Source organism: Mesorhizobium sp. WSM4810 (assembly GCF_055811235.1).
The window spans coordinates 13,359-39,213 of sequence record NZ_JBVVQV010000035.1; the positions used below are offsets into that span (position 1 = coordinate 13,359).

At 62.6% G+C, this 25,855-nt stretch carries 22 protein-coding genes; 2 read left to right on the top strand and 20 right to left on the bottom strand.

Annotated features, from left to right (window positions below; genetic code table 11):
* Positions 1-19 precede the first annotated feature (19 nt).
* Both tssL and tagH (AC0L3O_RS31305) read right to left on the bottom strand, forming a co-directional pair.
* Positions 20-1,336 carry a type VI secretion system protein TssL, long form gene (tssL, locus tag AC0L3O_RS31300; RefSeq protein WP_473617566.1) on the bottom strand — a complete coding sequence of 439 codons (1,317 nt, stop codon included), beginning with the start codon at positions 1,334-1,336 and terminating at the stop codon, positions 20-22.
* A gap of 614 nt (positions 1,337-1,950) precedes the next feature.
* Entirely contained in the window at positions 1,951-3,003 is a 1,053-nt protein-coding gene (gene tagH / locus AC0L3O_RS31305) for a type VI secretion system-associated FHA domain protein TagH (RefSeq protein ID WP_473535153.1), read from the bottom strand.
* Positions 3,004-3,203: 200 nt separating this feature from the next.
* On the opposite strand from tagH (AC0L3O_RS31305), the gene AC0L3O_RS31310 reads away from it, so the two are divergent.
* Complete coding sequence (locus AC0L3O_RS31310; RefSeq protein WP_473535154.1) at positions 3,204-5,531, top strand: type VI secretion system Vgr family protein; 2,328 nt, start codon at positions 3,204-3,206, stop codon at positions 5,529-5,531.
* A gap of 85 nt (positions 5,532-5,616) precedes the next feature.
* Entirely contained in the window at positions 5,617-6,660 is a 1,044-nt protein-coding gene (locus AC0L3O_RS31315; RefSeq protein ID WP_473617567.1) for a HEAT repeat domain-containing protein, read from the top strand.
* 64 nt (positions 6,661-6,724) lie between these two features.
* Here AC0L3O_RS31315 and AC0L3O_RS31320 read toward each other — a convergent pair whose 3' ends face one another.
* The 18 genes from AC0L3O_RS31320 to AC0L3O_RS31405 form a co-directional block, all read right to left on the bottom strand.
* Positions 6,725-7,957 carry a TIGR02270 family protein gene (locus AC0L3O_RS31320; RefSeq protein ID WP_287228701.1) on the bottom strand — a complete coding sequence of 411 codons (1,233 nt, stop codon included), beginning with the start codon at positions 7,955-7,957 and terminating at the stop codon, positions 6,725-6,727.
* Positions 7,958-7,965: 8 nt separating this feature from the next.
* Complete coding sequence (locus AC0L3O_RS31325; RefSeq protein WP_287228703.1) at positions 7,966-8,424, bottom strand: DUF6484 domain-containing protein; 459 nt, start codon at positions 8,422-8,424, stop codon at positions 7,966-7,968.
* 62 nt (positions 8,425-8,486) lie between these two features.
* Positions 8,487-9,464, bottom strand: a complete 978-nt coding sequence (locus AC0L3O_RS31330; protein WP_287228704.1) for a hypothetical protein — start codon at positions 9,462-9,464, stop codon at positions 8,487-8,489.
* Positions 9,465-9,485: 21 nt separating this feature from the next.
* Positions 9,486-9,845 (bottom strand): hypothetical protein, encoded by a 360-nt coding sequence (locus tag AC0L3O_RS31335; RefSeq protein WP_287228705.1) that lies wholly within the window; start codon positions 9,843-9,845, stop codon positions 9,486-9,488.
* Between the two features lie 136 nt (positions 9,846-9,981).
* Positions 9,982-10,494 carry a hypothetical protein gene (locus AC0L3O_RS31340; RefSeq protein WP_287228706.1) on the bottom strand — a complete coding sequence of 171 codons (513 nt, stop codon included), beginning with the start codon at positions 10,492-10,494 and terminating at the stop codon, positions 9,982-9,984.
* A complete protein-coding gene (locus AC0L3O_RS31345) occupies positions 10,484-10,876 on the bottom strand; it encodes a PAAR-like domain-containing protein (protein WP_126040110.1) in 393 nt (130 codons plus the stop codon). Before AC0L3O_RS31345 ends, AC0L3O_RS31340 begins: the two co-directional genes overlap by 11 nt.
* Positions 10,873-11,973, bottom strand: coding sequence for a beta-ketoacyl synthase N-terminal-like domain-containing protein (locus tag AC0L3O_RS31350; protein ID WP_287228708.1), 1,101 nt, complete (start codon positions 11,971-11,973; stop codon positions 10,873-10,875). Before AC0L3O_RS31350 ends, AC0L3O_RS31345 begins: the two co-directional genes overlap by 4 nt.
* An 11-nt stretch (positions 11,974-11,984) precedes the next feature.
* The gene (locus tag AC0L3O_RS31355; protein WP_287228710.1) at positions 11,985-13,004 is read right to left on the bottom strand and encodes a DUF2169 family type VI secretion system accessory protein; all 1,020 of its coding nucleotides are present in this window, start codon (positions 13,002-13,004) and stop codon (positions 11,985-11,987) included.
* Complete coding sequence (tagF, locus tag AC0L3O_RS31360) at positions 13,004-13,531, bottom strand: type VI secretion system-associated protein TagF (RefSeq protein WP_473617569.1); 528 nt, start codon at positions 13,529-13,531, stop codon at positions 13,004-13,006. Before tagF ends, AC0L3O_RS31355 begins: the two co-directional genes overlap by 1 nt.
* Positions 13,528-17,064, bottom strand: a complete 3,537-nt coding sequence (gene tssM, locus AC0L3O_RS31365) for a type VI secretion system membrane subunit TssM (protein WP_473617571.1) — start codon at positions 17,062-17,064, stop codon at positions 13,528-13,530. The genes tagF and tssM overlap by 4 nt, the downstream gene beginning before the upstream one ends.
* A 1-nt stretch (position 17,065) precedes the next feature.
* A complete protein-coding gene (gene icmH, locus AC0L3O_RS31370; RefSeq protein WP_473617572.1) occupies positions 17,066-18,388 on the bottom strand; it encodes a type IVB secretion system protein IcmH/DotU in 1,323 nt (440 codons plus the stop codon).
* Positions 18,389-18,392: 4 nt separating this feature from the next.
* Entirely contained in the window at positions 18,393-19,727 is a 1,335-nt protein-coding gene (gene tssK / locus AC0L3O_RS31375) for a type VI secretion system baseplate subunit TssK (RefSeq protein ID WP_023801305.1), read from the bottom strand.
* A gap of 39 nt (positions 19,728-19,766) precedes the next feature.
* Positions 19,767-20,219, bottom strand: coding sequence for a type VI secretion system lipoprotein TssJ (gene tssJ, locus AC0L3O_RS31380; RefSeq protein ID WP_027154116.1), 453 nt, complete (start codon positions 20,217-20,219; stop codon positions 19,767-19,769).
* Positions 20,220-20,223: 4 nt separating this feature from the next.
* On the bottom strand, positions 20,224-21,696 hold the full coding sequence (gene tagH, locus AC0L3O_RS31385) for a type VI secretion system-associated FHA domain protein TagH (protein ID WP_473617574.1): 1,473 nt from the start codon (positions 21,694-21,696) through the stop codon (positions 20,224-20,226).
* Positions 21,693-22,778, bottom strand: a complete 1,086-nt coding sequence (gene tssG, locus AC0L3O_RS31390) for a type VI secretion system baseplate subunit TssG (protein WP_473617575.1) — start codon at positions 22,776-22,778, stop codon at positions 21,693-21,695. The genes tagH (AC0L3O_RS31385) and tssG overlap by 4 nt, the downstream gene beginning before the upstream one ends.
* Positions 22,742-24,616, bottom strand: coding sequence for a type VI secretion system baseplate subunit TssF (tssF, locus tag AC0L3O_RS31395; protein WP_473617576.1), 1,875 nt, complete (start codon positions 24,614-24,616; stop codon positions 22,742-22,744). The genes tssG and tssF overlap by 37 nt, the downstream gene beginning before the upstream one ends.
* A 1-nt stretch (position 24,617) precedes the next feature.
* Positions 24,618-25,373: a type VI secretion system baseplate subunit TssE gene (gene tssE / locus AC0L3O_RS31400; RefSeq protein WP_473617588.1), complete on the bottom strand. Its 756-nt coding sequence runs from the start codon at positions 25,371-25,373 to the stop codon at positions 24,618-24,620.
* Positions 25,360-25,815 carry an Hcp family type VI secretion system effector gene (locus AC0L3O_RS31405; protein WP_023801311.1) on the bottom strand — a complete coding sequence of 152 codons (456 nt, stop codon included), beginning with the start codon at positions 25,813-25,815 and terminating at the stop codon, positions 25,360-25,362. The genes tssE and AC0L3O_RS31405 overlap by 14 nt, the downstream gene beginning before the upstream one ends.
* Positions 25,816-25,855 lie beyond the last annotated feature (40 nt).

The window sequence follows — 25,855 nt, forward strand, 5'->3', positions numbered from 1 at the left end:
CGCTTCCAAATGGCCGTGCTCACAGCGTTTCCTCCTTGGGGATCATCAAGTCGACACGGCGATTCTGGGCGCGGCCTTCCGGCGTCGCATTGTCGGCGATCGGTTCGTCTTCACCCTTGCCGTCGACGGTGATCCGGGAAGGCTTGCTGAACCGTGGCGCCATGACAGCTGCGACGGCCTTCGCCCGGGCGATGGAAAGGTCGAAGTTGGATTTGAACGGGCTCGATTTCCGCGGCTTCACATTGTCTGTGTGGGCGACGATCATGATCGGTCCAGGCTCCGGTTCCAGCGCGGCGGCGATGTCCGCGGCGATTGGTCCAAACTCCGGTTTTATCTCGGCCCTGCCGGACGGGAACAGCAGGACATTGTTGATCTCCACGATGATGAACCTGCCCTGCGTGCCGACGCTCAGCCCGCCGCGCGGGATAGTCTTGGCCAGTGCCGCATGGATGCGGTCGAGCTGGGAACGGGTAGGGGCGACAGGCGGAGCGACTTTCACCGGCGCAGCCGACGGCACCACGCTGGCGCGTTCGATGGCGATCGGCGTCGACGGATCGAGCGCCAGCAACCTGCCGGCAAGGGCATCGCCCTCGTTGGTAATGAAGATCCGCAATGCGAAGAATGCCGCCGTCAGCAGCGCCGACGCAGCCGCCGCAATCACCCAGAGCGGCAACCGGGCCGACGACTGTGGGCTGGACACCGCCAGGCTTTGCCAGTGGGGCGAGATGTCGTCGTCGGCGCGCGCCCTGAAGTAACGAAGCGTCTCGTAGACGTCGCGTCGAACGCGTTCGAGATTGTTGTCCTCGCGCGCAAGGCCTCGGTACTGGCCTTCGAACCCCAGCGACAGGCAGGCATGCATCAGTTCAAGCAAATCGTAGTGTGCCTCCGGCGCAGCCAGTATCTTGTTCAGCGCTTGGTAGAAGCCCGAGCCGGTGGGCACGACTTGAAAGAACTGTGACAGCATGCTGTGCTGCGCCCAGGCGTCTGTCTGGGGCCAAGGCAGGTTGCCGATGAGGTCGTCAGCAGTTTCGCAGAGAGCAAATTTTGCGATCCGTGCATCTTCTTCGGGAACACCGGCTTTCTCCATTGTCCGGTCGAATTTTTCGATCGCCTCGGCGACATGTTCCGCCAGTTGCTCCGCCTGCCTTTCGACAGCCATAAGCCTGAGCTGGCCAAACAGCATCAGCAAAGGAGCGGCCGCGGCGAGGATCTGATTTGCTGCGGAATATCTGACGTTGTCCGTGGCATGCAGCAGGATGTCCTGCTGAATGCCCGGCGCCGCCGCAACTGAGCCGGTTGCCGCCGCTGCGCCGGGGTCTGCCCCCTGATAAATCACGGTTCCGGATGTCCACCCCGGCGGTGCATGCCGAGCGACACTCGGATCGAATACCGTTGAATCCTTGACCCGCGAGGAACCGGGCTGCTCGTCGTCGGGAACAGGTCTGTGAGGAGCCGGCGCTGATTTCTCAGCGCGGCGCGGTGCGCGAAAAACGGTCTTGCCCGCTGGGCCGAAAGGATCGTCCTTCGAGCTCATCGCCATACGTCCGTCCACGCGTCAGTGCGGCGTGTGCGCCACATCAGGGCAAGACGGTCCCCGGCCGGGCGCAGGGACTGCAGGCGCAGGAACTGCAGGCGCTGCTGACGAGGGCAGTGTCTGGAGGAAGATCGACTATATCTTTCTAACCCGCCGTAACATGACATGTGCCGCAGACCCCCAGGTCAATCAGCCTTACCCGCTGGCGAACTGTCGAAAATGATCGTAAGCTTAGAAACGGTCGATTGGAACCAGATGCAGCGCTGCGAAAGGATTTTTCTTCGCCAACGACAGCGCCGTATCTTTGGGCTCGCCAGGGATACATTCCACCTGGTACGTGATCCGCTCCGCAGCCGAAGCTAAGCGCAGCAACCGATCCGATTTTCGGGGCACCTGCCAGGTTCAGTGCTCCCGGTCTACTTTTGCTTGTCGGCTTTGGCATAGGCTTCGCTGAAATAGGCCAGGAATATGTCCAGCATTCCGTTTTCGTGTGCTTCCTCCATGGTCCGCCATTTGGCGACGAAGGCGTCCCAGGCCAGGCCCTTCTTCGATGTGAACGACGTCGGTGGGAGTTTTTTGCTGATCGCCTCAGGCGACAAATCGTCAAGCAGCCGGGAGAGCGCAGCTTGCATGGCTGCATAGGTGGCAAATTCGTGCGTCTTGAGATCGCGGAACGCGTCTTCGACACTGTGCCTGGCATCAAGGTAGCCGGATCTGCGCCGCGCAAACATGATTTCGAGGATGTCGTCGGTTCCCGGGACGAACTTTAGGGGATTGTTGTCGGCAGCGCTGATCATCGTCCGGTGCGTGCTCTTGGCCAGTATTTTCGCAGCCGCACGAGCCTTCAGCAGCTGGGCCAGCTCCTCGACAACCGTCCGCAGCACCGCGCCGATTTCGGCGCCCACTTCATGCGGATCACGCGATTGAAGCAGTTCCGGCGCGATGCCGGCTGCGATCGCGATGTCCCGCAGCACCTCGTCTCTGGTCGTAGCGAGAGGCGCGGGCGGCGAAGCCACCGGTGCTCTCTGCCCGGGCCGTTGCTCCACCGGCTCGAAGAAAGCCTGGTCTGCGAAATTCTGCGGCCCGCCGGTTGCGACAGGCATTTGTCGCTGCGTCGAACCGTGGCTGCTTCGAGGATCACTTGTCGCGGCGCGCTCGTCATCAATCGAAACCAGGACGACATAGCGGCCGATCAGCAACCGGTCGCCTTGACCGAGCCGGTGAGGGCCGGCCATGCGCTGGGTCGATCCGTTGATGAATGTGCCGTTGCGCGAGATGTCGTGCAGCCAGAACGCGCCTCCCTGGTAACGCACTTCGCAGTGTCGGGCGGAGATGAACTTGTCGGGGTCGGGCAAGGTCCAGTCACAGGCCTCGCGGCCGATTTCAAAGCTGCGATCACGAGCGGAGTAGCCAGTCGACAGACCGGCGGGCAGGGAGACGACATTGTTGATCTGCAGCCTGATGAACATTCAAAATCGCCGTCGATCCTGTCGGGAAACTCGCCCAGGACACCCCATTATACCAGCAATTTCTGAGCGCGGCGGCACAGAAGCGTTCAAGTCGATGATTCGACAGGCGACCAGGCTGCAGCCGCCAAGGGTCCCCTTTGGTCGGTGCAAGACATGTGCTAGGCTCAGGCAGAAACGAGCGGCGGGAGGGGGCACGACCCATGCCGAACGAACGTGCCACGGTTGTGCAGACGCCGGTTGGCGCTGACCTGTTGACCTTCACGCATCTTGTCGGGCGCGATGAGATCAGTCGTTGTTTGGCCTATACGGTCGGGTTCGTAAGCAACAGCCCCGACGTCGATCCGCTGAAGATGCTGGGCGGTGCGGTTTCGATCGAAGGTGAATCCGATCCCAAACGCTGGTTCAGCGGCCTTGTCTCCGAGTTTCGGCTGGCCCGGATCGAGGACCGCCTGGCTTACTACGAAGCCGTCATCAGGCCATGGCTCTGGTTTCTTGGCAATACCACCGATTGCCGTATTTTCCAGAACATGAGCGTCATCGAAATCGTCGAGGAGGTTTTCTCGAAATACAGCACGGCAAAATTCGAGAAGCGCCTGCAAGGGTCTTATCCGCCGCGTGAGTACTGCGTCCAGTATGACGAGACCGATCTCGATTTCGTGCAGCGGCTGCTCGAGCACGAAGGCATCCTGTATTTCTTCGAGCATGACGAGGGCAAGCACACGCTTGTGCTCGCCGATGCCATGAACAAGCTCAAGCCGGCGCCGGGCTATGAAAAGGTGCCCTATCACTTTGAAGGGCAGGGCTCCCGGCGCGATGTCGAATACATCACGGAATGGATTCCGGGCAGCTCGGTGCGGCCGGGCGCCTATGTCCATACCGACTATGATTTCGAGAAGCCGGGCGCCGACCTGATGGCCAAATCCGCCCAGCCGTTCAGTCACAAGCTGGCCGCGGGCGAGAACTACCGCCAGCCGGGCGCGCATCTCGACGTCGGCCGCGGCGACAGCCTGGCCGCGATACGGCGCGAGGAAATCCAGGCCGTGCACCAGCGCATCGCTGCAGTCGGCACCGTGCGCGGCCTGTATTCCGGCTGCACCTTCAAGCTGGACGGCTTCCCAAGGGAAGACCAGAACCAGGAATATCTGGTGGTCAGCGCCGAATACAGGCTGTTCGATCCGGGCTACAGAGCCCTTGCCGACGTCGAAAGCGAGAACTTCAAGGTGATCCTCGGCGTGGCGCCGACCGCCTTGGCCTATCGCCCGCCGCGGGTCACGACACGGCCGATCATGCGCGGCCCGCAGACGGCGACGGTGGTCGGCCCATCCGGCGAGGAAATATTCACCGATAAATATGCCCGGGTAAAAGTCCAGTTCCACTGGGACCGTCTCGGCAAGAAGGACCAGAACAGCTCCTGCTTCGTGCGGGTGTCGCAGACCTGGGCCGGCAGCGGCTGGGGTTTCATCCAGATACCGCGCATCGGCCAGGAGGTGATCGTCGACTTCATCGAAGGCGACCCGGATCTGCCGATCATCACCGGCCGCGTCTACAACGCCTCGCAGATGCCGCCATACGGACTGCCGGGCAACGCCACGCAATCCGGTTGGAAATCCGACTCTTCGAAAGGCGGCGGCGGTTACAACGAGCTGATGTTCGAGGACAAGGCCGGCTCCGAACTGGTCAATTTCCAGGCGCAGAAGGATCACAACCTTCTGATCAAGAACGACCGCACCAAGCTGGTGCAGCACGACCAGTCCGACCGCATCGACCACGACGCCAAGCACTCCGTCGGCCACAACCTCGACGAGGACGTCGGCAACAACAAGACGGTCAAGGTCGGCGTCGACCAGACCACGGATATCGGCAACAACGACACCGAGACGGTGGGAGTGAACCGTTCGCTGACGGTGGGGTCGAACGAGACGATCAATGTTGGGTCAAACTCCACCGAGACAATCGGGGCCAACCATACGCAGACTGTGGCGCTTGTGCAGACGATCACGGTGGGCGCGGCGCGAATTGATTCTGTGGGTGCTGCCGAAACCCGAACCGTTGGGGCGGTTCAGATGAACACCATCGGGGCGACCCGCTCGGTCAGCGTGGGTCTCGGTCAGAGTCATGAGATCGGTGCCTCCGATACCTGGAAAGTCGGGGCCAGCCAAACCGTAAAGGTCAGTGCTGACCAAAGCTTCGACGTCGGCGGCGCCCACGTATCGCAGATCGGCAAGGCCAGATCGGCCAAAATCGGCGCCGATGACGCCACCGACATCGGCGGCGGGCACACCCTGAAGGTCGGCAAGGCCAGTGCCGTGGATGTTGCCAACGACGGCAGTTTCAAGATCGGCAAGAACTTTGCGATCGACGCCGGGGATTCGATTTCGCTGACGTGTGGGAGTGCCTCGATCACCATGAAGAAGGACGGAAACATCATCATCAAGGGCAAAGACATTACCGTCAACGGATCCGGGAAGATCAATATCAAGGCATCGAGCGACATCACCATGAAGGGTTCCAAAATCCACGAAAACTAGAGGAAAGCCTTGTTGTCAGTTCACTGATGGCGGGGTAGCGCCTTAACAACATCGCGTACCGGGAGAGAACGGCTGCTTTGCCCAAATGATCATCCTAGAGAATATTGTAGGGCAGCATGCTGAGCAGTCGGCATCGTTGTGGGCACAAAGGGACAGTCTAGCCCTTGACGATCCTCCAGATCTGGACGCCGTGGCGGCCATAGACGACAGATTGGAAATAAGCCTCGATGGCATAAGGGTCGCCAGCCGGGCGGCTTGGCCCTGTGTCCTCGCCCTCCATCAGGCATCGCCCGGCAAGGGTGAACTCTTCGTCGTGTCTTGGACGGCTCTCGAATTCGAGAGTGCCGATTATGTTGCGCAGGCAGTTGAAATGGGTCGCACCGCGATCGACGGCCCAGGGGGCCTGCTCGGCGCGCTGGCATGGCATGCGCCTCGCGTAATTGCGCCATGGGTGCGAGCGTGGATTGATGACGCGCGTGACCCGTTCAAGCGGTTCCTGGGCGTGTCGGCCTGCGTCGAACACCGCGTCGATCCAAAACAGATGCTGTCGTTGCGATTGCGCGATCCCGACACGTCAGTACGTGCGGCGACCCTTCGGCTGGTCGCGAAGCTCGGTCGCACCGATCTGACGGGCGAAGTCAGGAACGCGGGTGCCGATGAGGACCAGCAGGTGCGTTTCTGGGCGGCCTGGGCTTTGAGCGAACTTGGCTCGGGCGACTTCGCTGTTCCTGAACTGAGGAGGGTAGCAGTGCAGGGCGACGACAACGCGCTGAGCGCGCTTCGAGCTGCGGTGAAGGCGACGCCGATGAAGGAAGCGCGAAGCTGGATAGGCTCGCTGTATACCTCGCCGCAGAGCGCCTCCCTCGGGGTGAGAGCGGCGGGCATGCTGGGCGATCGATCGATCCTGCCGTGGTTGATTGAACAGATGGGCAATCCCGCCCTTGCCGTGACCGCGGGTGCGTCGTTTCTTGAACTGTTTCCCGAGGCGCGGCAGGAGAGCGATCTCTTTACGAATGACCCTGGCGCGGCAGGGCTTCGCTTCGAGGAATATTTTGGTGATCAGGCCGTAAGTGTCCCCCTTGCCGGCAAGGTCCTGGAATGGGGACAGCGCCAAGGACACATCAAATAGTCGGAATGAATGAATGAGCGGGGCGCCAGGCGGGCCGCTCGGATCACAGGACCACTGTCGAGTCTCAGCCAGCTGGCGCGAGCCGCTTGAGCGAACGTGCCGAGCTGTTGGCCAATGGGGCGTCCGGCGCACTTAACGCCAAGTCAAGAGCAGCGCATCGCCTCTGACGCAGCGTCCCGTTTGCAAAGACCTCCGCCAGACTCGCCGCCGCCAGAGGCTTGCCCTGCAGATACCTTTTACCCTGACTGAAGTCCGTCTGGTTGCGTCGCCACCATTCGCGAATCTTGCTGACATCGGGCCAGACCAGATCCTCGTCGCGAGCGAAATAGTCGGCTGGCGACGCATTCTCGAAATCCACGTCAGCCGGCGGCTTGATATGCATCCCTTCGCGCTCGATTGACATTCCGGTTATGGTCTCAAAACTTTCGCCGGCCAGCCGTGCGAGCTTCGGGTCGCGCATGCGTGTGGTCAGCCACGGCACGAAGATGGGGTCCCCCAGGGTGCCCGCCCCGGCAGCAATCAGACGTTCCTTCGAACGATCCCCACGCAGACTAAGCAGCCATTGCACGGCTCTTTGATGATCTGCGGCTCGCAACAGAAGTTGCACGCCCTTCCAACCAATCCCGTCGAGGCTGGCGTGCATCCGCAAGATTTCCAGCGCCTCATGCCTGTCTCCCAGCAGCACGCAGGACCATGCGGCCCAAAATCGACAAGTTTCGTGCGGGTCATTAAGCGCCGCCTTGATGTCGGAGAGCAGATCGACGCGCCCAACTTCCCCGGCCAGGCGCAAGGCTCTGGCGCGCACCGCCGGGGTATCGTTCAGCAACTCTGAAAGGCGCATCGCGGGGTCGATCCGCCGGACCGAACACGCGGCCAAACCAAGCAGGCGCCGGATGGGGCGCGGATCCTCCAAAAGGGAGCGTACCCATTCTTGAATTCGATACGGCTCGACCCAACCCAGGGCCGATACTGTGGCTCGGAACAAATCTGGAGATGCCTCGGCGAGATTTAGAACGTAGCCAATCCTGTTCTCGGACAGGCTCTCGAAGGCAAGGACGGCAGCCACGAAAGTCTCGCCCGGCTCCTGATACTGGTCGAAGGCCGTCTCGGCTACCTGCCAGCCCCACTCGCCCGAAACACGAAGACCGTCGATATGTGCCTCCAGCCGGTCGTCCAGTCTGCTCAAATTCTTGAGGTACTGATCGGGAGCATCGACCGCCCTGTCACGCTGCAGCCAAAGGAAGGCCGCGTCTTCGGCATGTTGTTCGACGATATGCTCGATAACGCGGCGCGACATCCGAGGCCCTAGTTAAGCTGGATCGAGCCACCTTTGATCTTGTTGGGGCCGGACGAGCGGCTGAGAATATAGGTTCCTCGCAAGATGATCTTGCCTGTGCGGGTCAGCGTGATGCTGGCCTTGCCGCAACGAAGAATTATCTCGCGTTCAGCGGAAAGCTCCAGGCGCTCGCCGTCCAGGGTCACGGCGACGTCCTTGGCGGCAACCGGCTGAGGACGCAGCAGGCGGCCCAGAATGATCGCGCGGTCGGGGTCGCCACTGTCGAACATCACCACCACATCACTCCCGAAATCCGAAGCCTCCAGCGTGGTGGCCGCGCGCGCAGAAACCAGCCTGCTTTCGATTCCGTGAGGGACCGAGACAATCGGGTCGCCTGACCTGTCGCGTCCCACGAAGGTGCCGATAACGAGGCCGTTGCTGAGGTTGCTGCCTGCGTGCGAGAAGTCGGGGCGATCATTCACTTGCATACCCCTTTTCGTAACCGTTCGAAGCATAGTCGCGCATGGAAGACGAAGCAACTCTGTAAGGCTCACGCAGCCAGAGAGGCATCGACCGCCGCCATTTGCACACAAAGGATGTAATTTTCCATTGTGCTGTATTTCACTTGGAGCGAATATTCTATGAAGTGCCAGGTTGCGTAACCCTCGAATTCCTCATCCAGCAAATGGTCTGGCGGGCGACCGATCTTTTGCATCATCTGTTCAGGTGAGTCGTCGAGCGAAAGCCCTTTCGGAAGCTGCCCGGGCCAACGTGCGCCCTCTGCCTCGTGCTCGCGATAAAACAGAACGTTTGCCAGCATCTGGTCGCGACCTCCATCTATATAGCGAAATCGCAATTCGATCCCGATATGCCTGGTGAAACTGGCAACCGATCCGGTTTCGTCTTCTTCCAGATTCTGGTCCAGACGTAACGGCGCGAAGGTCAACCGGACCTCCGGATCGGCTAGCGGCTTGCCCATTACCCGCTCGATCTGGTCGATCGTGGGGACCAAGGCGGCATCGTCCACATCAGCGGCCATGATGGGTGGGCGCATCAGGCACAGCACGAACCCGATCCGCGCGCCGTTGTCGACGTAGCTGACGGTCAACCGGCACTCTGGCATCTCCCAGGTATCGCGCAGATAGGATCGCCTGGTCGATTCGTAGGCTGCGAGTTTCGCCCGCACTGCGTCCCGGGTCTCATCGAGCCCGATGTTGAAGGGCAGTCGCCCTCGATATGGTTCCACCTCATCATGCTCGCGATAGAAGTACACCTGCGACAGCAGCATGGGTTCACTGTAGGGATCGAAATCATCGTCGCCGAGCAGATGCGCGCGCGCTTCGAACCCGAGTTCAATGCCGAGCTGTCGATTGATCAGCCAATCCTCGGCCGAAAGAACCGGGTCCTCGTCAGTTTCGTCGATGTCCATCGAGGGCTGACGAATGATGTTCAGGCTTGCAAGTAGCGCCTGCACGTCGGGATCCGTCGATGGCCGACCAAGAAGGGCAACTGATCTGCTGAAATCCATGAATGTCGATCGCAATCGCGGCTAGTCGGGTTCCGGCAGGCTTAGCATCAAGGCCTCGATCGAGGACCTGTCGCCGGTATACTGGGCGGTCAGCGTAAGATTGTCCGCAACGATCCAGCGATCCCACCCGATGTCGCCTTCCGACTCGCTTGGTTTGCCAAACCGGGCACGCAGATCAGACTGAGAAGAATCTCTTCTTATGTCGTAAGGCAACGGCCCCACGTAGGTGGAGGCCTTGTTCTTCTCGAGGCGGAGAACCACCCCGGTAAGAACGCAATTGCCTGACCCGACCGGAGGCAGGTCTTCAAAGAGTTCTGCGTCCTGGAAGTTCACGGTCATGCCCTGGATGTCGACGAGAAGATCCAATTCGTCGCGAGGCATTACGAGCCTCTTGGTGACCCCGGCCGATCGCAGCAAAGCTTTCACCGCGGGGTCTTCGGCCGTGCGACCGAAAAGATCGAGCCAATCCTTGTAACTTAGCTGAGTCATTGGAGGTCCACCTTGTTACATTTTGTGACTACTTGCACTCTTCTACAGCATCTCTGATCATCTGATCGAAATCGAATTTCTTGAGTTCCTTGACCGCATCTGCGTAGGCCGGACCGCAATCGGTGTCGTTGAGGTGGTCCTGCAGCGCTTTCGTATCTCGGTTAACAGCAGCGGTCATACTATCCTTCGATTTCGCATCCTGTCTGATCTGCTTCTTTGTGTTCTTGCTGCCGCAGGTTTTGCTGAATTTGCGATGTGACTTGCGAGGGATCACGATCGCCATGCCGCGGGATTCGATCTTTCCCTTTGCGCATTCGTAGACATCTGCGGACATCGTATTGAACATGACCTTCGCGCGCTTGAAAAGCGTGGCCTTGGCGGGGATATGGTCGCGTTCCCAGACCCTGGATCCGTCGGCGCGGCTTGCCTTTCCGCTGTTCTTGAGACTGCCATAGCTTTTACACTCGCCGCATTTGTGCATCGGCTTGTTGTCCGGAGCTTGCTTGTTTCCGGTCGAGGTGGCGGAGTTCTTAGCTCCCATTGTTTGTCATCTGATCGCCGAGCAGTTGAATGTTCTTGCCTTCTGCCTTCACGTCCATCGAGCCGGGCGCAACGAACTCGGTCTTTCCTTGCGTAGCCGACGATACTACGCCACCGCCGGTGCCCTGGCTCGCCACATCGGGCGACGGCGCGCTCATGTAGTAGCTGCCCTTGATGGCTATCTTCTTCCCCTCGATTTTGACCGTCGAGGTGGCATCCGACAGCCTATCGGCGGAACGTCCAAAATTCGGCAGCGGAACGGGCACGAACGGAGCCGGCGGTCCCGGCATCTTACATACATTGGGCACGTCCGCCGGCGCCATGTCTATGCTGCCCTCGGTCACCGGCGTTTTGGGCGGATTGACCCCAACGGAAACCATCATGCGGCCTTTCTTAGCGGATTGTCAGGGAAGTCCAGCAGCGTCACCGCGCGCTGGCCGCCTTCGGAACCGGCCCAGAGCGCCGCTCGCGAACCGTGACTGTAGCCCTTGCTGGAAGCGGCGTGGGCCAGCGCCGCAAACAGCGGTCCTGACGCCGCGCCGACATCGCCCCAGCAGTCGGCCGGATGCAAATAGTGAGTTGCCTCAGCTGAAAGATGCTGAACTCGCAGGATTGTGTAGACCAACTCCTCGCTGCGGTAACGCTGTCCATTGAGATCGCAGTAGGTGTCGGTGATTTTGCGCCGGTCTGCGTCAATGATCGGCCCGAGTCCGAGGAAGGCGGAACTCAGCCCTTCGCCCACACAAACCTCCTCCTCCCCGTGTCGCTTGATGCTGATCCGCTCGGGCGCAGTGCTGACGGCGCTCAGCCGCGCTAAGGCCCCCAGGCCCAGCTCTGATATCAGATTGCGACGTGCCAGCAGACACGCGCCCGCCGCCTCTCCTGGGAAGAAGCCGTCTCGGTTCACCTCGGATTTGAGTCGCCCCGTTTGATCCATCCAATCCAGCGTTTGATGGTCGTGATAGGAGTCCACGCCTGCCACCACCGCCAGATCCGTCTTGCCTTCATCGATCGCCTTGGCGGCGATACCGAACGCAAAGATTCCGGCAGCATGTCCGTGGGCCAGGGATTGCACGCGCAGGTTCGCCGGACCGAAGCGTTCAATAGCGGCACGGCCCAGCAGTTCGGCGATGCCATCCGGCAGCCCCGGCCGCGGCTCCGGCGTACAGATGACCAGCAGCGTTCTCAGGCCGCTGGTCGACAGCGCTGCAGCCTGCGGTAGTTGCAGCAGCATAGAAAGCAGCAGTTCCCTCATGCGCTCCGCCAGCGGCACATCAGAGCCCATGAGCGCATCCTGCGCCAAGCGAATGGGCTCGCCGTCCCGGTCGATGAGGAAGGGATGCTCGGAAATTGCCGATATTCCCGCCCGTACCGCTGCCGCAGCGCTTTCGGGGCGTAGGCCTACCGGGGTTCGCGCTGCAATGCCGGCCAGGCAGATCGTCGCCTTGGGGATATAGAACGCAGTGCCAGTAGCCGACATACTCCCCCCAATCAGATGAGCTTTTTCAAGCGTACGATGGTCTGATCGAGATAGTCGATATCCCGATTACACACGAGCGAGCTTTGCCAGACCATAATCACCCGCGGCACGTCCGGCTCGACGATCACCGTCGCCAGCGTGCCCCGGGTGTGAATCGTCTCGCGCTTGATACGCGTCGTGAAGCCAAACACCAGTCGCGGCAGATGGAATCGTATCGGGCCGTTCGGCGAGAGATTGATGAGCTGTACCGGCTCGCCGCCGCGCAGATAGCCGGCGATCTGTTGATCCCGCGGCGCGCAGCAATAGTAGTGAGAGTCGAGATCTTCCGCCCAAAGCGGGAAGCGCGACTTCTGCCAGGCCTCGTCATAGGTGCCTGAGAGTTCCCGGCGCGGCGACCAATGACAGGCCAGGGCATTGAAGCCGGCCGGCGCGGGGCGGCTGGCGACGGAAGAAACCAGGCTTGCCGGATCTTCGATATTGGGAAGCGGCCGCCCGAGACAGCCATTCGGGTTGGAGATGAAGCCCTGCCCGACCGGATTCCTCGCGTCCAGGCGATGATCCTTCGGATTGTTGGCAGTGCGATCCCAGCCGCCGAATGCGGCTTCATACCGGATCGGCATCTTGAGAAACGGGTCGGGGCTCGCGATGACACGTCGTCCGGCAAGGTTCACCGTCCACCAGCGATTGCCGAATACGCTCAGGCGCTTTTGAACCGGACCAACCTGGAATCCTACATCGAGCTCTGTGGTCGGCTTGCCGTTCGGTGACCAGGCGGTGCCGTTGACAAGCACGTCCGTGCACGGCTTTACCCCGAAAAAATCGGCCTCATAGATCAGGCTTTTCGCATAATCGCCGTCGAGAGGCTGCCCTTGTATGAACGGTGGCAGCTGGTCCCCCGAGGGCCGCGTGCTTCCGTCGGCCAGTATGTCGAAGGTAGCCTTCACGCAGACCAGCCAGATCTTGTTCGCGGCCTTGTCCTGAACCCAGCTTCCCATAGCCGGGAATCCTGTACCGTTGGATATTGCCCACATCAGCTGGTCTCCCAGCTTGCCACAAAGATCTGCTCCAGCGTCGCTTGCGGCGATAGCGGGTCAACATCGAACATGTCTGAACGGTCAGTCCACATCACCATGTCGCTAATGACCTCTGCCCCCGGCTCGACGGGCGGCACCGGCAGTTCGGCCAACGCAGTGTCCAGTTCATCAGGCGTCAGCTCGCCCCGCTGGGCAGCAAAGGCAGCCTCTTCAATCCCGTCAAACCAAGCATCGGCGTCGGCCAGCCGAACGGGTGCTTCAGCAAGCTGAACGACGACGCTGAGAGGGAACTGCCTGCCGACCCTGTCGGCGCTCTGCAGAATGATGCCCGCCGATGGCCCGAACGCAGCCGGGCCGGCCAGGAAGCGTAGCGCGGTGGTGCGCGGCCAGGTTTCCATGCCGATCAACGGCACGATGTGCTGCGCCAGCCAGCGGTCCCAGATGCGCACAAAATCCCCCGGCAGCCGCCGCGTGACGAAATCGCCGGTGGCGGGCATTTTGCCGTAAAAGCCGGGCAGGATCATATCTGTGGCGGACATGAGAATTTCTTGAACATCTGCAGATTGTAGGGATTTTCGACGCTGGCCGCCTTGAGCTCGAAATCCGCGTACATGCCTTGTGTGCCCAGTCGCAGGCTGTAGACGTCGGACAGCGAGGTGCCGGTGAAGCGGCCGCTGCGCAGCAGCCTCAGCCACGCCCAGCTGCCGGTTTCGTTCAGCATGACTTCGGGCGAGCCGTCGATCGGCTGGAAGGCGAGCGAGATGACCCCGGTGCCGTCCTTGCCGGGCCAGGTCATCGGTTGCGGCCGCGTCGCGTTGTTGTAGTAGACGAGGTTCTGGCCATCGAGATTGAGCGTCACGCGCGTGACGTTGGGCGACAGGTCCGTCGGCTGCAGTGTGAAGCTCATCACCGGGCCGGTACCGCCTGGAAACAGATCGTCGCGGATCCGCCTGGCCTGTTCGAACGCCGCCAGGGCCGCCGCGTCGAGGCCGAAATCGGCGCGCCATTTCCATGGCTGGCTGGCGGTGTCGACATAGCTGATCAAATGGTCGTTGATGAAGGTGTCGATCATCCCGGCCGGCCCGAACAGGCGGGCGAAATCGCGGACATTGACGTCGACCGCGCTTTCGGGGCTGAACGGATAGCGGTCGTTCAGCGCCGCCTGGCAGAACGGCAGGATGTCGGCGCGCCAGATGGCGTTGAGCTCCGAGGTGACCGCCTTCTGTGTCAGGCCGCTGGTGTCGCCGGCGATGCCGCCGAGCCAGTCGTCGACCGGATCGGGCAGGATCTGCGCTTGCCTGGCGACCGCTCCCGTCAGTTCGGCCAGCCCGCCCTGTTTCTTGATGGCGTCCTGCGGATCGGGATTGGCCGTGACCGTCTGCAGCACGTTCGAAAGTGCGGTCAGCGCCACCACCGCGGCGTCGAGTGCCGGCGGCTGGCCGTCGACCTCGGCAATCGCCCCCTTGAGCGGCTTGAAGTGTTCGGCCACCAGAGTGCCGGTAAGATCCACCTCGTTGGCGGAGCCTGCGCGCGGCAGCAGTTTTGCGCCTGTCTTCACGATCTTTCCAAGCTTCCCCAGCTTGCCGAGCAGTTTCGAGGTGCCCTTGGCTGCCGCCTTGTTGTCGGCCGGCGCTTCATCGGACCGGGTCAGCTCGGTCTCCTGGACGACCGCCGTAAGCAGCCGCTTCAGCGCCGAGTCGGCACTTGAAAGGTCCTTGAGGTTCTCGCTGGCGACATTCAGGTCGGCCAATGGCGCGAGCCTGATATCGCGCAGGATGCTGTCCCATTGCGCGATGTAGTCTTCGTAATAGAGTTTCAGGATATCCTCGGACAGCGCCGATACCGAGGTTTCGGAATTTTCCGAGCAGCCTCCGGCAAACACCGCCCGATCGAGCGCCGCCTGGGCGGCGACATCCTCGATCCGGTCGAGAATGGCATCGTGGAAGCCGGAATAGGTGAACGCGCCCGAAATGCCGACGCGCAGCGTCTTGTCGGAACGCCGTGCAAAAACCTTGGCGCCGTTGGGGCCGGCGAAATTCGCCGGGATCCATTCCTTGAGGCCGGCCACCGCCGGGTCGGCCAGCAACTGCCTGTAGGCACGCGCCGGCAGCGAAATCGTGCAAACCGTTTTCAGCGCCTCGGCAACCAGCGCCTGATCGGCTGATATGTAGCTGTCGTCGACCGTCATGCGACGGATCGCGGCAAGCTGGTGCTCTTCCGCATCGGCGGTCGGAAAGGGCGCCGCCGGTGCGAATTCCGGCAAATCGTTGACCCACCAGCTCTGGACGTAATCGGCGTCCATCTGCGACAGGCCGGTCATCATCCGATAGGTTTTTAGCGCCCCCAGCATGAAATCCGGATCGCGGATCTGCCGCCACATCGTCGCCTCGAGCAGGGCGACCATGTGCGGCTCGAGGACGTTGCGCAAAGCGTGCTCGTAAGTGTCGGCCTGCGCCCGCAGCAGCTCCGCCGACGCCGATGGCCCGAGCAGGTCCTGGGCACTGCTCGGCGGTGCGGTACGGGCATTTGCGACCTCGGCCATCGCATAGAGCGCGCTGTCGATGGCGGGCTGCTCCACCGATGCCGGGGTCGCGGCTGCCGCGGTCAGCGGCGCCTGCAGCGCTTCGAACTGGCCCGCCTGCGCTGCGATCGCATGGCGGTTGTCATAGTAGGACCAGGTGAACATCGCACCGGCCAACAGGGCGGCGGCGGCACAGGCTGCCGCGGCGCCACGCCAGATCCAGGCGCGGCGGCGCTGCGCCAGCGGATCGAACGTCCCCAGGCCGGCTTCCCTAAAAATGACCTCGGTCAGCAGGTTCTTCAGGAAAAAGCTGCGTTTTTCAACACGCGGCGCCGGCATGGCCCGCCGCGGCGGAAGACCAAAGGATGACGACAGCGCCGCGGTCAGCCGGTCGATGGGCGCCCCTTCCTGGGTCGCCGACGTCAGATAGAGGCCGCGCAGCCAGGCGGCTTCTTCGTAGCGGCTTTCGCCGAACATCGACTCGACCAGCACCTGGATCGGCTCGGACAGGCTCGTCAGCTGGGCGGGAAACCTGAAAATCTCGGCGCGGGCGGCGAGTTTGTCCTCGTCCTCCAGGCGCGGCACCAGCCGCCGCTCGAGTTCCGTCGCAAGGGTGGCGATTTCCCGTTCTATGGTCTTTGCGTCGACACGCGCATCCAGCGCGAAGGTCGTGCCCCACACCTGCTCGCGCGAGGCCGTCGACAGGCCGCCGAAGAAAGCCTCGAAGCCCTTGATCAGATCGGCCTTGGTCAGCATCAGATAGACTGGAAGGCGGATTTCGAGTCGGTCGTTGAGCTCTGCCAGGCGACGACGGATCTTGCGGCCATGAGCCTTGATGGCTTCGTCGCCCTCTGAAAGCGCATCGATCGAAAGCGCGACGATCACGCCGTTGAGCGCCCGGCGGCCGCGATGCTTTTTCAAGAGGTCGAGGAAGCCCAGCCATTCCGCCGCATCGACGTCGGGCTGGCTCTCCTGCTGCACATAGCGGCCCGCCGTGTCGATCAGAACTGCGTTCTCGGAGAAAAACCAGTCGCAGTTGCGCGTGCCGCCAACTCCCTGCAGATCGTCGGTGAGGTCGATCGGAAAGTTCAGGCCGGACTGGCGCAAGGCCGTGGTCTTGCCGGTGGCCGGCGGCCCGACGATCACGTACCAGGGCATCTCGCGCAGGAACTTGCGTCCGCCCAGCTTGCGGCGCTTCAATTCGACCATCACCTCGGCGAACTTGGCGCCGACGGCGGCGACGTTCTCTTCGCCGGGGCTCAGCGGTTTCTCCACCACGGGCGCAGCGATTTCGGCGACGAACATGCGGTTGGCCCGGATCGCCCGGCGCTGCGCGACGATCAGCCAGATCAGCCAAAAAATGACCAGCAGCGCAATGATGACGATGCGGACATTTTCCGAGGCGAAGGGTTCGTAAGCACCGACCCTGACGATCGGGCCGAACACCCAGATAACCAGAGAAAGCAGCGCGATGCCGATCAGCGTCCACAGCCAGCGCGATGTCAGAACCGCCCAGAGGAAGCGCAGGATGAACATCTCACAGCCTCTTTTCGACCAGCACCTCGACGCGGCGGTTCAAGGCCCGTCCCGCGCGGGTGCTGTCGTCGGCCACTGGATCGGTAGCTGCACGTCCTTCGAAACGAATGCGGTCCCGCGGCACACCGTTCTGGACCAGCATCTCGGTAATGGTTGATGCGCGCGCTTCCGACAGCCGCTGGTTGGTGGAAAGCGGATTGGACCGTTGCAAGGGAATACTGTCGGTATGGCCGACCACGGTGATGTTTCCGATCAGTTCCTGATTGGCGAGGATCACTTTGGCGATTGAACCGATCAGCGGTTCGAAGCCTTCCGTCAGTGTCGGCCGCGACGACTGGAACAGTTCGGGGTTGGAGGCCTGAATGATCAGCCTGGCCAGCGAAACGCTCTCGGTGCCGCTTAGCGCGGCTCTGAGATTAGCCGGCGCTCCGGCCTGAAACTCCGGCACCAGCGCGAAATCCACTGCCTCCGGCGGCGGCGCGTCGACCTGTGGCGATGTCCGGCTGATCTCGCCGCGGGCTGGCGGCGGCAAGGCACGAACCAGCGTCGAAAGCTCGACCGCCTGACTGCTCAGTCCCATCGACAGCCCGAGATAGATCCCAGTGGCGAGAACCGCCGCGCCGAGCCCCATCACCCAGATCGGCACGATGAAGCGCTGCGGCTCGTCGGATGCGATCACGCCTTTCCAGTTCGGCGACAGCGGCGCGCCGTCGGCGTCGGCATCGCGCAGAAAGCGCGCCGCAGCAACGCGAACCGCATTGAGCGAGCGGTCGCCCGACCGGCCTGGCACACGATATTTGCCGCGGAAGCCGAGCGCCAGGCAATGATATTGCAGTTCGAGCAATTCGCGATCCCGGTTCGGATGCCGCTCCAGTTCGTCGAGACGCGTGAAGAACTGCGTGCCGGCATCGACATCGCCTCGCAGCATCACCACAAGCGGCTGGCGCGGCCATGCGCTGGCGCCGCCCCATGGCGTGTTCAGGGCCAAATCATCGAGCAATGCCGCCACCACCCAGGCCGCCTGGTCGGCGCGCTCCAGGGAGGACCCCGCCGCCATTGCCGCGTCACGCGCCCGAACCAACTCATCGAGCAACCGGGTGCGCAACGCTTCCGGGTTTTCCGGCGCCAGCGCGCTTTCAAGCTCGGGCGCGAACTCGAGCAGCGGCGCGAATGCGTTGACCAGCGTGTTGGGATGGGTGCGCGACCGTTTGATTGGCACACCCGACAACAGTGGCGTCATCGGTCGCGGCATCGGCGCGCCGGTCAGTCGTATGCGGGTGCGTTCGCGATCCTCCGACAGTCCGAAAGGATCATCGCGGCTCATCATCTCACCTGTTTACCGAATAGCAGTCGACCTGCGGCTCGCTCGGCAGCACACCCGACACGCCGATGACGAAGCCGGGGGCATCGAGCAGCGAGGCCCAGTGCTCGCTTTTCTGATCCAGCTCGAGGCACAGCCGATCGCCATCGTAGGGGATTTCGCGCGGCTGGGAATGAAGCGGTTTCAGTGGAATGCCGGGTAGACGGGATTTCCACAGGCCCTCGAACTGATCGGCCGAACCGACGGTCGCCTGGTTGACGAAAATCTTGCGCAACGCATCTTCCGACAGCTCGGAGCCGACCCGGATGACGATCCGGCTGGCCACCAGCAGCTTCGGGTTGTCGATGCGGATTTTCCAGACGTTGGTCGAATGCCGCATGACCGGCAGTGCGCGTGATTTGGGCTCGATGTAGCGCAGGCTCAGGATGAGCGAGCGCAAGGCGTCGGCCAGCGCCGAATAGGCGGGGCCGGGCGCCATGTGATCGTAGGCGGGCAACTCGCTCAGCCGTCGCGCGCTCGAGCCATAGGTCGCCATTGAACCGGCAAGACCGGCAAGCTCCAGGTATAGCTCGGCCGGATGGAAGACATCCTGAGCCAGCATGTGGGCCAGCCGCGGACGCGCCGCATTGGCGAGATTGAGCATCAGCAGGTCTTCGACGCTGCGCCCGGGCCCGCCCATGACCATTTTGCCATGCGCCTCGGCGATCTGGTCGAGGCCGGTGACAACTTCCAAAAGCAGCTGCCGGTACCAGGCCACCGCTCCGGTAACCAGTGTCGGCGGCAGGAACGTCTCGTCCAGCGAGACGCCGCCGTCGGCTCGAACCCCTTTGATGTCGGCTATCGGCAGGGCGGTGTAGCCGCCAACCGATTTTCCCGGTGCAATCAGCAGCGCCTGCGGACGGGCGATTTCGATTTCTTCAGGATCCGAACCGCCCTGGACGGCGTCGCGCACCGAAACGATCCGCCCATGATAGCGTGCGCCCGTCGATGCGGCGTGCGCCGGATCGAAGCCGACACCGCCGGCAGGCTCGAGCGGCAGGGCGACCAGCACCGGTCCGGCGCCGGTATCGGCGGTGACCGGCAGCGGTCGTGGCGCGTCCATCAGGTCAGGGATGGAGAAGGGGGTTCCATCCGGAAAGATGCCGCGTGCCGACAGGATCGAGACCTGGCCGGCATCGAGCATTGCCTGGTCCAGCGTCAGCTGCTGAAAGCCGAACGTATGCAGCTGCCCGGCCTGCAACGCGCCGCGCACGGTCGCCTCGAAAAAGCGATCCTGCTGCTGAAAATGCTGGGTCCGGAGAAACAGGCCTTCGGACCACAGCACCCTGTTTGCATCGCTCATGCCGCTACTTCCTGCATCGAGCACCCCTTGCCCTGGCCGCTAGGCGGAAATGCCGCCGCTGCCAAGCGTGACGTTGACGGTAACTGTTGATCCCGACGACACCGATTTGGTTGTACGCCAGGTCCGGCCGCCGGGCTCGCGAACCAGGGCAACGAAGCCCAGCGCAGCCGCGTCCGGCTCGACCGTGATGGTTTTGGATGCGGTCTTTCCAGGCCCGACGGAGATCTGGTCGGATCCGATGAGATCGCCTGCGAGTGCGGAGCCGGCATCCCCCTGCAGCGCGAAATAATCGGCCGAGTTGAATTTGCCGGTGCTGCGCAGCCGCATCACCAGGACCGTCACCGGCCGGTCGCCGCCGCCTGGTCCCGGGTTCATGCCGGCCGCGCCGGTCAGGTTGACGGTCACCGCGGATGGTTTCGGCGGACCGCTCTGGCAAGCAGCAAGCAGCCCGGTTGCGCCCAGGGCAACGACAAATTCGCGGCGATCGATCATTTTTTCACTCCTCCTCATATGCATCCCGAAAATCAGCGCCGATTTCGCCGAGGAAGCTCGATTCCGCACTCTGGGCGATTTCACGATGGCGTTTCTGGTAAAGCTCCCACAGCCTGGCGCGGCGCCCGCCCGAAAGCACGGTTCCGATCGCGGAACTCGATTTGAGCTCTTCCTCGATCGCTGCCGGGTCAAAACGGTCAATCATTCGCCGCAAGGCGGACTGCACGCCTCGCCAGGCGCGCACATGATGTTGCGCGAGATCGCGGACGGCGTCGGCGATTGCCGCTTCACCGGCCAGAAATCCGGGGCTGCGCTCTGCGATGAGGGTCACGATGGCGTCGTCGACCGTCGGCAGAAACTTGAGCGGATTGACTTCAGAGGCCCCAACCACCGTCTGGGCGACGCGTGCGTTTCCTTTTTCCTCGGCTCGCTTGCGCAGCAGCTGCATCAGGCCTTCCATCATGAGCCGATACTCGCGACCGAACTTCTCCATTTCCGCGACGCTGTCGCGACCGGGAAACTCGGCTTCCTCGATGCCCATGCCTCGCAGGAACGCGCTGCGAAGGGCCATGTTCGCCGCCTGCGCCGCCGCCGGGGAGGGGGCGGGTCTGGGGGCAACGCCAGCACGTGGCGGAGAAGGGACAGCTGCCGCGGGGCCCGGCAGATCCCAGGGATTGGCCGGCTGCGGCTCTGGGGCGACGTGTTTGCGTTGACCGGCCGAGCCGGCGCCGTTTCTCAAATCGGGCGACGCGGCCGGCCCGAAGCCGAAACCGTCATCGAATTCGGAGGACTTTCTTGAAACGGGCTGGCTTGAAGCGGGCTCGCTTGCACCGGAAGGCACCGGATCGAAGCTGAATGGGTCTGCGGCGTCCGGCGCACCACGCGGTTCGGAATAGCCGGCGCCGTTCGGCGCCGGCGTCGCTACCGGGTCGAGGCTGAACGGGTCGTCGAAGGCAGGCGAACTGCGCTGGTTGGCGCGCTCGAACGCTCCTGGAACGGGTTGCTCGAACGGGTTCGGCAGATCGGCGGGACGCGGTCGGCGCGGCTCTTCTTCGACCGTGGCTGAAAAGAAGTCATCGCGGCCGATGCTTACCGGCGCTCGCGATGCCGGCGGTGACGGTTCGGCGAACGATTGGCTGGCCGCTGGTGCCTGAGCGACCGGCGTCTGCAGATCGACGCATACGATGTAGTCGCCCAGCCTCAGCCGCATGCCGTTCTGAAGACGGGCCGAGGTGCCGGTGCCGAGCGGGCTGTCGGAATCATTTATGAACAAACCGCTGCTTGATGTGTCGGTGACGAAATATCCTTCCCGCCCGCCGGTGATCCTGCAATGGGCGCGTGAAACGAACATATCGGGATCGTCGATCTGCCAGTCCGCGTCCGCGCTGCGGCCGATCACCAGTTCACCCTCGTCCAGCCGGGTCTGCCGTACCGCCTGGGTGCGTGGTCCGTGCTCCAGCGTCAGCAGCAGACTCATGCCGCGACCTCCGCCATTTCCGGCCGCCATCCGACGATCGTCCGCAGCCGCATATCGTCAGCATCGCCCCTTTCGGTGGGCCGCGCAAGCCAGGTGGTTCGGCCAAGCTGTACCGCTCCGATACGCGGCGGCGGCACAGCTTCGCGCGCGAGCACGATCCGCAGATCGACGTCGAGCGATTCCCCGACCATGTCGCGCACCGCCTGCTTGAACAGTTTCAGGCGTTGGCCGCCCGGCAGGAACGTCTTGAACTCCTCATAGCCGAGAGGGCCGACGCGGAGCTCGATCCTGCTTTGGCGGCTGAAAACGCGCGGGCCGATCGTCGCCCCGCGACCCAGCACTGCGTAAGCCTGGGTAAGCCGGGTCTGGAGCGTCGCCGGTATGGTCATCCAGGTGGCAACGAACTCCTTGATGGCGACCGGCACCTTGAACGCTTCCGCCAGGAACAGCGTCAGCCGCTCCGGACCGTCGACCTGGCTGGCGAGCGACGCGGCCTGGCGAAGCTTCACGGCGTCGAGATCGGGATTTTGGGTGCCGGGAAGTCCGGTTCCCGCCATCGCTTCAAGCATGGCCCTTACCCGGCCGCCGACCGCGCGTTCGACCTGTACCGCCGGATGCGCGTCCGCCCAGGCCCGATAGTACAGGGCGATCATCCGGTGTTGGAGAATATTGACGAAATCCACGAACGTCGTGTCGACGGTCTGTCGTGCGTCAGCGCCGGTGAACCAGCGCTGCGACAGACGATCGAGCACCCAGCGTGTCAAATGAAGCGGCATCGGGCCTTCCGGTCCCATCAGCCCGAGATTTGCAACGGTGACCCGGGCCGGTGTCCCGTCCGTCCCCGGCGTCTTGTCCTTCGCTTCGCGGAATTCAACCACGTCCTTGGCGGAAAAGCTGAGACGCACATGCTGTCCGAGCCTTGCCGGCTCGCGATCCGCGCGGCCGGAATAGCCGAACAGCCCGCCGCGTTGTTCGAGCCGGCGCAACAGTTCAAAAAAGTCGAACGTATCGTCCAGCTCTTCGGCCCGGCCCGGGTCGAGCTTGCCTAGATCAGGTAGCGATTGCCGGGCGTCATCGGCCATGGCACATCCTCCTGCTTCTGCAGCAGCCGCGTGCGGGTCCGCACAAAGCCGTTTATTCCGGCGTGACGGGCAAACAGCCGTGCAAGCAAGGCCGAAAGCAGCAATGTGCTTTGCCCGGCCAGGACCGATTGGTCCACATGCAATGTCACTTCCGTGCCCCGTCCGAAGCACATCGGCCCATCGATCTGCAGCCGTTCGATGACGGAGCGCGAGTCGATGCGAACGATCGAGTGCACGTTGCGAGCCAGGCTCGGATCTCCGCGGTCGGCATAAAGATCGAGCAGCGCATGCAACGGATCGACACCGCGCCCTTCCTTGGCGAGGCTGAGAAAGTTGAGGGCCAGCTGCGCCACCAGCCGCCATGCGAGATTGTCGGCGCGGGATTCGCCTTCGGCGCCAGCGGGCAGCGCCGCCGGGATCGCCGGCTGCGGCGGGCGCAAGGCACCGGTAAGCCGGACCGTTTCGACCGGATCGCCTGTCTCCAGCGTCAAGGTAGGGTTGTCGTCGAGGATCGGCAGATCGCGGTTGGTGCAAAGCGCCATGATGTCGAGACGCTTCAGCGGCCGGTTCGCCGGGTTTCCGGCCGGCCGTGAAACCGAAAGGAAAACGTCGTCTCCGGTGTAAGAAGTGCGGGTCAGGCCGTCGCGCCGTTCATCTTCGGTGGCCCGGCGGGGGCGCCGTTCGGTGGAATAGACCCAGCCATTGCTGCGGTTTTGCCCCAGGCTGAAGAGTTCTGGAATTTCGGCGTCAGGACCCTCGGCATCGGCGTCCTCGACATGGGTCACCCGATAGATTTCGAAGTCGCGCGCCCGCGTGCGGTCGGCATGCAACACTTGCCGCGTTCTGCGCGGATCGAGCTCGATGACGTTGCAGTCACGCTCGAACAGGTTGATGATCGGCGTCGCGAAAAGTTCGAAATCCGCCGGCGTCACATCGGCAAGCTCGGGCACCGGGCGCCGGAACATGAAGATGATCTCGACCCCGGCCTCGCATCGGCGCACGACCGGTTGCAGTCCTGAAACCCGCACGTAGTGAAAGCGCTCGGGCATCATGAAATATTCACGCAGCAGGCGGTAGCCTTCGAATGTCGGACGGGTACGCGGCATCAGCGCCTCGTCGTCGCTGATGCCGACCATTTCGGGTTCCGGCAACGGCGACAGCGGATTGGCCTTGCCCTCGGCGCGGGCGCCAACGGCCGAGCAGGCGCCGAAAATCGCGTCGAACAGCAATGGCGCTTTGGTGCGCCCGGCGAAATAGAAATCAAGCCGGTCGAGCGCCAATTCGCCGAGCTTGCCTTTTCCGGCCCGACCCAGCGTGATGCGCAGCGCCGCCTCGCCGCCTGCGCCGCCGATCGGTGTTATGCCGGCCGCCGCCAACCCGCTGCGATCCTGGAAATAGCTGACCGAATTGATGGTTATCGGCCACAGCGTGATTTCCTGCGCGGTGGTGAACGTGCAGCGCGTCGACAGGCCGGGTTGCAGGCTGGACACCAGCCGCGTGTTCCGCTTGATGACATGGCCGGCAATCATCGACTGGACTTGCTGGCCGGGTTTCAGCACTGCCATCGCCGTTGCCGGCGCCGGGGTAACCAGATCGGGGTAAAGGACATCCAGCACGCTGCGTGAAAACCGCGAACGCTCGGCGTCGACTTTCAACCGGGTGCGTGCAGCGAGGAAAGCGACGCCGTCGAGCAGCCGCTCGACATACGGATCCGGGCAGGGGACGGTATCGAGAGAAAGGTTGCGTGCCACCGCCGGATGCATGTCGGCAAATTCCGCCGCGAGTCCGCGGATATGGGTCAGTTCCTCCTCGTAATATTCTACGAAGACCCGATCCATCTCAGCTTTCCCTGAATTCGGTCCGCGCCAAACCGTTGTCGAGGTTGACTGTCGTGCGCAGGCGCATGCGTTCCGGCGTCGGCGTCATGATCAGTACAGCGTCTATCTCGATCTTCAGGCCCGCACTTTTGTCACCAAGGGTCACCGCTACCTTGGTTGCGCTTTCCTTGAGACGCGGCTCGAACGTGGCAAGAACCGAGCGGATCTCGCGCGCCAGCGCCTCGCGATCAAAGTCGCGCGACGAACGGCCCGAAAACGACGGCACGCCGTAGTTGACCACGCTTCGGCGCACTTCGGGAAAATCGGCCAGCGATGGCGGATTGTCTGCAGCCTGTTCGTTTTCGAAATCGGAAAGAAGCGGAACAGCTTCGAAACGCTCGGTGTTGAACAGGGCCTCGATGTCGCGCCGAACCGCCTCCCTGAGGACGCGGGCCGATACGACTACGCCACGGCTTTCGATCTCGGCGCGGTGTTGGGTCTGAAAGCCCAGGCGGTGCAGACGCCGCTTCTGATCGGCTGTCAGCTCCGCGTCGGCGTCGATAAGCCGCGCGCTGCCGGCAAGCAGCGTGTCCAGCCGGTCCGCGCCCAGCTCGTCCTGCAAGGTCTGGCGCAGCCCGTCGATCTCGGAGGTGACGCCCGGCAGGTCGTTGACGAGGCGGTCCCAAAGAGAGGGCTGGACCGCCTCGCGTTTCGCCCGCGAACTGCCGGTAACCTGCAGCTTGTCGGCGCCGGGCCGCCGCGCCTCACTTGCCGACATAGACATCCATTTCGATTTCGTCATCCTTGTCATAGACGAACTTGATCTTCTTGTAGGCGAAGCTGACCTCCTCCTCGATCAGGTCTTCCTCGTCCTCGGCCTGCGACATGTCGTATTCCATGATCGAGGCGTCGGTCAGGGTGACGACCAGATAGTCGCTGGTCTCGCCATCGATGGTCCGGCGGGCGGAGAACACAACTTCGTCCAGCGCCTTGTTGTCGAACAGCGCCTTTTTCAGATAGGGCGATGACTTGTCATAATGCTTGGTGAACTTGATCATCCCCAGCGACACGCGACCGCGGCGTGAGAGCGAATTCGGATCGTATGGCGCGATTATCTTGTAATCGACCCCGTGGACTTCGATTTCGTCCTCGTGGCCGTCTCGAACGCTTGGCCCTTTGATATCCGGAACTTTTAGAAAACCATCAATTTTCACGGGCATTGTCTTCCTCCAGCGTTTTCAAAACAAAACAGGATTATGT

Excerpts from the sequence above, each read along its gene's own strand:
- tagH (WP_473535153.1), bottom strand. The coding sequence starts at position 3,003 with ATGTTCATCAGGCTGCAGATCAACAATGTCGTCTCCCTGCCCGCCGGT.
- AC0L3O_RS31310 (WP_473535154.1), top strand. The coding sequence starts at position 3,204 with ATGCCGAACGAACGTGCCACGGTTGTGCAGACGCCGGTTGGCGCTGAC.
- AC0L3O_RS31315 (WP_473617567.1), top strand. The coding sequence starts at position 5,617 with ATGATCATCCTAGAGAATATTGTAGGGCAGCATGCTGAGCAGTCGGCA.
- AC0L3O_RS31320 (WP_287228701.1), bottom strand. The coding sequence starts at position 7,957 with ATGTCGCGCCGCGTTATCGAGCATATCGTCGAACAACATGCCGAAGAC.
- AC0L3O_RS31325 (WP_287228703.1), bottom strand. The coding sequence starts at position 8,424 with ATGCAAGTGAATGATCGCCCCGACTTCTCGCACGCAGGCAGCAACCTC.
- AC0L3O_RS31330 (WP_287228704.1), bottom strand. The coding sequence starts at position 9,464 with ATGGATTTCAGCAGATCAGTTGCCCTTCTTGGTCGGCCATCGACGGAT.
- AC0L3O_RS31335 (WP_287228705.1), bottom strand. The coding sequence starts at position 9,845 with ATGCCTCGCGACGAATTGGATCTTCTCGTCGACATCCAGGGCATGACC.
- AC0L3O_RS31340 (WP_287228706.1), bottom strand. The coding sequence starts at position 10,494 with ATGGGAGCTAAGAACTCCGCCACCTCGACCGGAAACAAGCAAGCTCCG.
- AC0L3O_RS31345 (WP_126040110.1), bottom strand. The coding sequence starts at position 10,876 with ATGATGGTTTCCGTTGGGGTCAATCCGCCCAAAACGCCGGTGACCGAG.
- AC0L3O_RS31350 (WP_287228708.1), bottom strand. The coding sequence starts at position 11,973 with ATGTCGGCTACTGGCACTGCGTTCTATATCCCCAAGGCGACGATCTGC.
- AC0L3O_RS31355 (WP_287228710.1), bottom strand. The coding sequence starts at position 13,004 with ATGTGGGCAATATCCAACGGTACAGGATTCCCGGCTATGGGAAGCTGG.
- tagF (WP_473617569.1), bottom strand. The coding sequence starts at position 13,531 with ATGATCCTGCCCGGCTTTTACGGCAAAATGCCCGCCACCGGCGATTTC.
- tssM (WP_473617571.1), bottom strand. The coding sequence starts at position 17,064 with ATGTTCATCCTGCGCTTCCTCTGGGCGGTTCTGACATCGCGCTGGCTG.
- icmH (WP_473617572.1), bottom strand. The coding sequence starts at position 18,388 with ATGAGCCGCGATGATCCTTTCGGACTGTCGGAGGATCGCGAACGCACC.
- tssK (WP_023801305.1), bottom strand. The coding sequence starts at position 19,727 with ATGAGCGATGCAAACAGGGTGCTGTGGTCCGAAGGCCTGTTTCTCCGG.
- tssJ (WP_027154116.1), bottom strand. The coding sequence starts at position 20,219 with ATGATCGATCGCCGCGAATTTGTCGTTGCCCTGGGCGCAACCGGGCTG.
- tagH (WP_473617574.1), bottom strand. The coding sequence starts at position 21,696 with ATGAGTCTGCTGCTGACGCTGGAGCACGGACCACGCACCCAGGCGGTA.
- tssG (WP_473617575.1), bottom strand. The coding sequence starts at position 22,778 with ATGGCCGATGACGCCCGGCAATCGCTACCTGATCTAGGCAAGCTCGAC.
- tssF (WP_473617576.1), bottom strand. The coding sequence starts at position 24,616 with ATGGATCGGGTCTTCGTAGAATATTACGAGGAGGAACTGACCCATATC.
- tssE (WP_473617588.1), bottom strand. The coding sequence starts at position 25,373 with ATGTCGGCAAGTGAGGCGCGGCGGCCCGGCGCCGACAAGCTGCAGGTT.
- AC0L3O_RS31405 (WP_023801311.1), bottom strand. The coding sequence starts at position 25,815 with ATGCCCGTGAAAATTGATGGTTTTCTAAAAGTTCCGGATATCAAAGGG.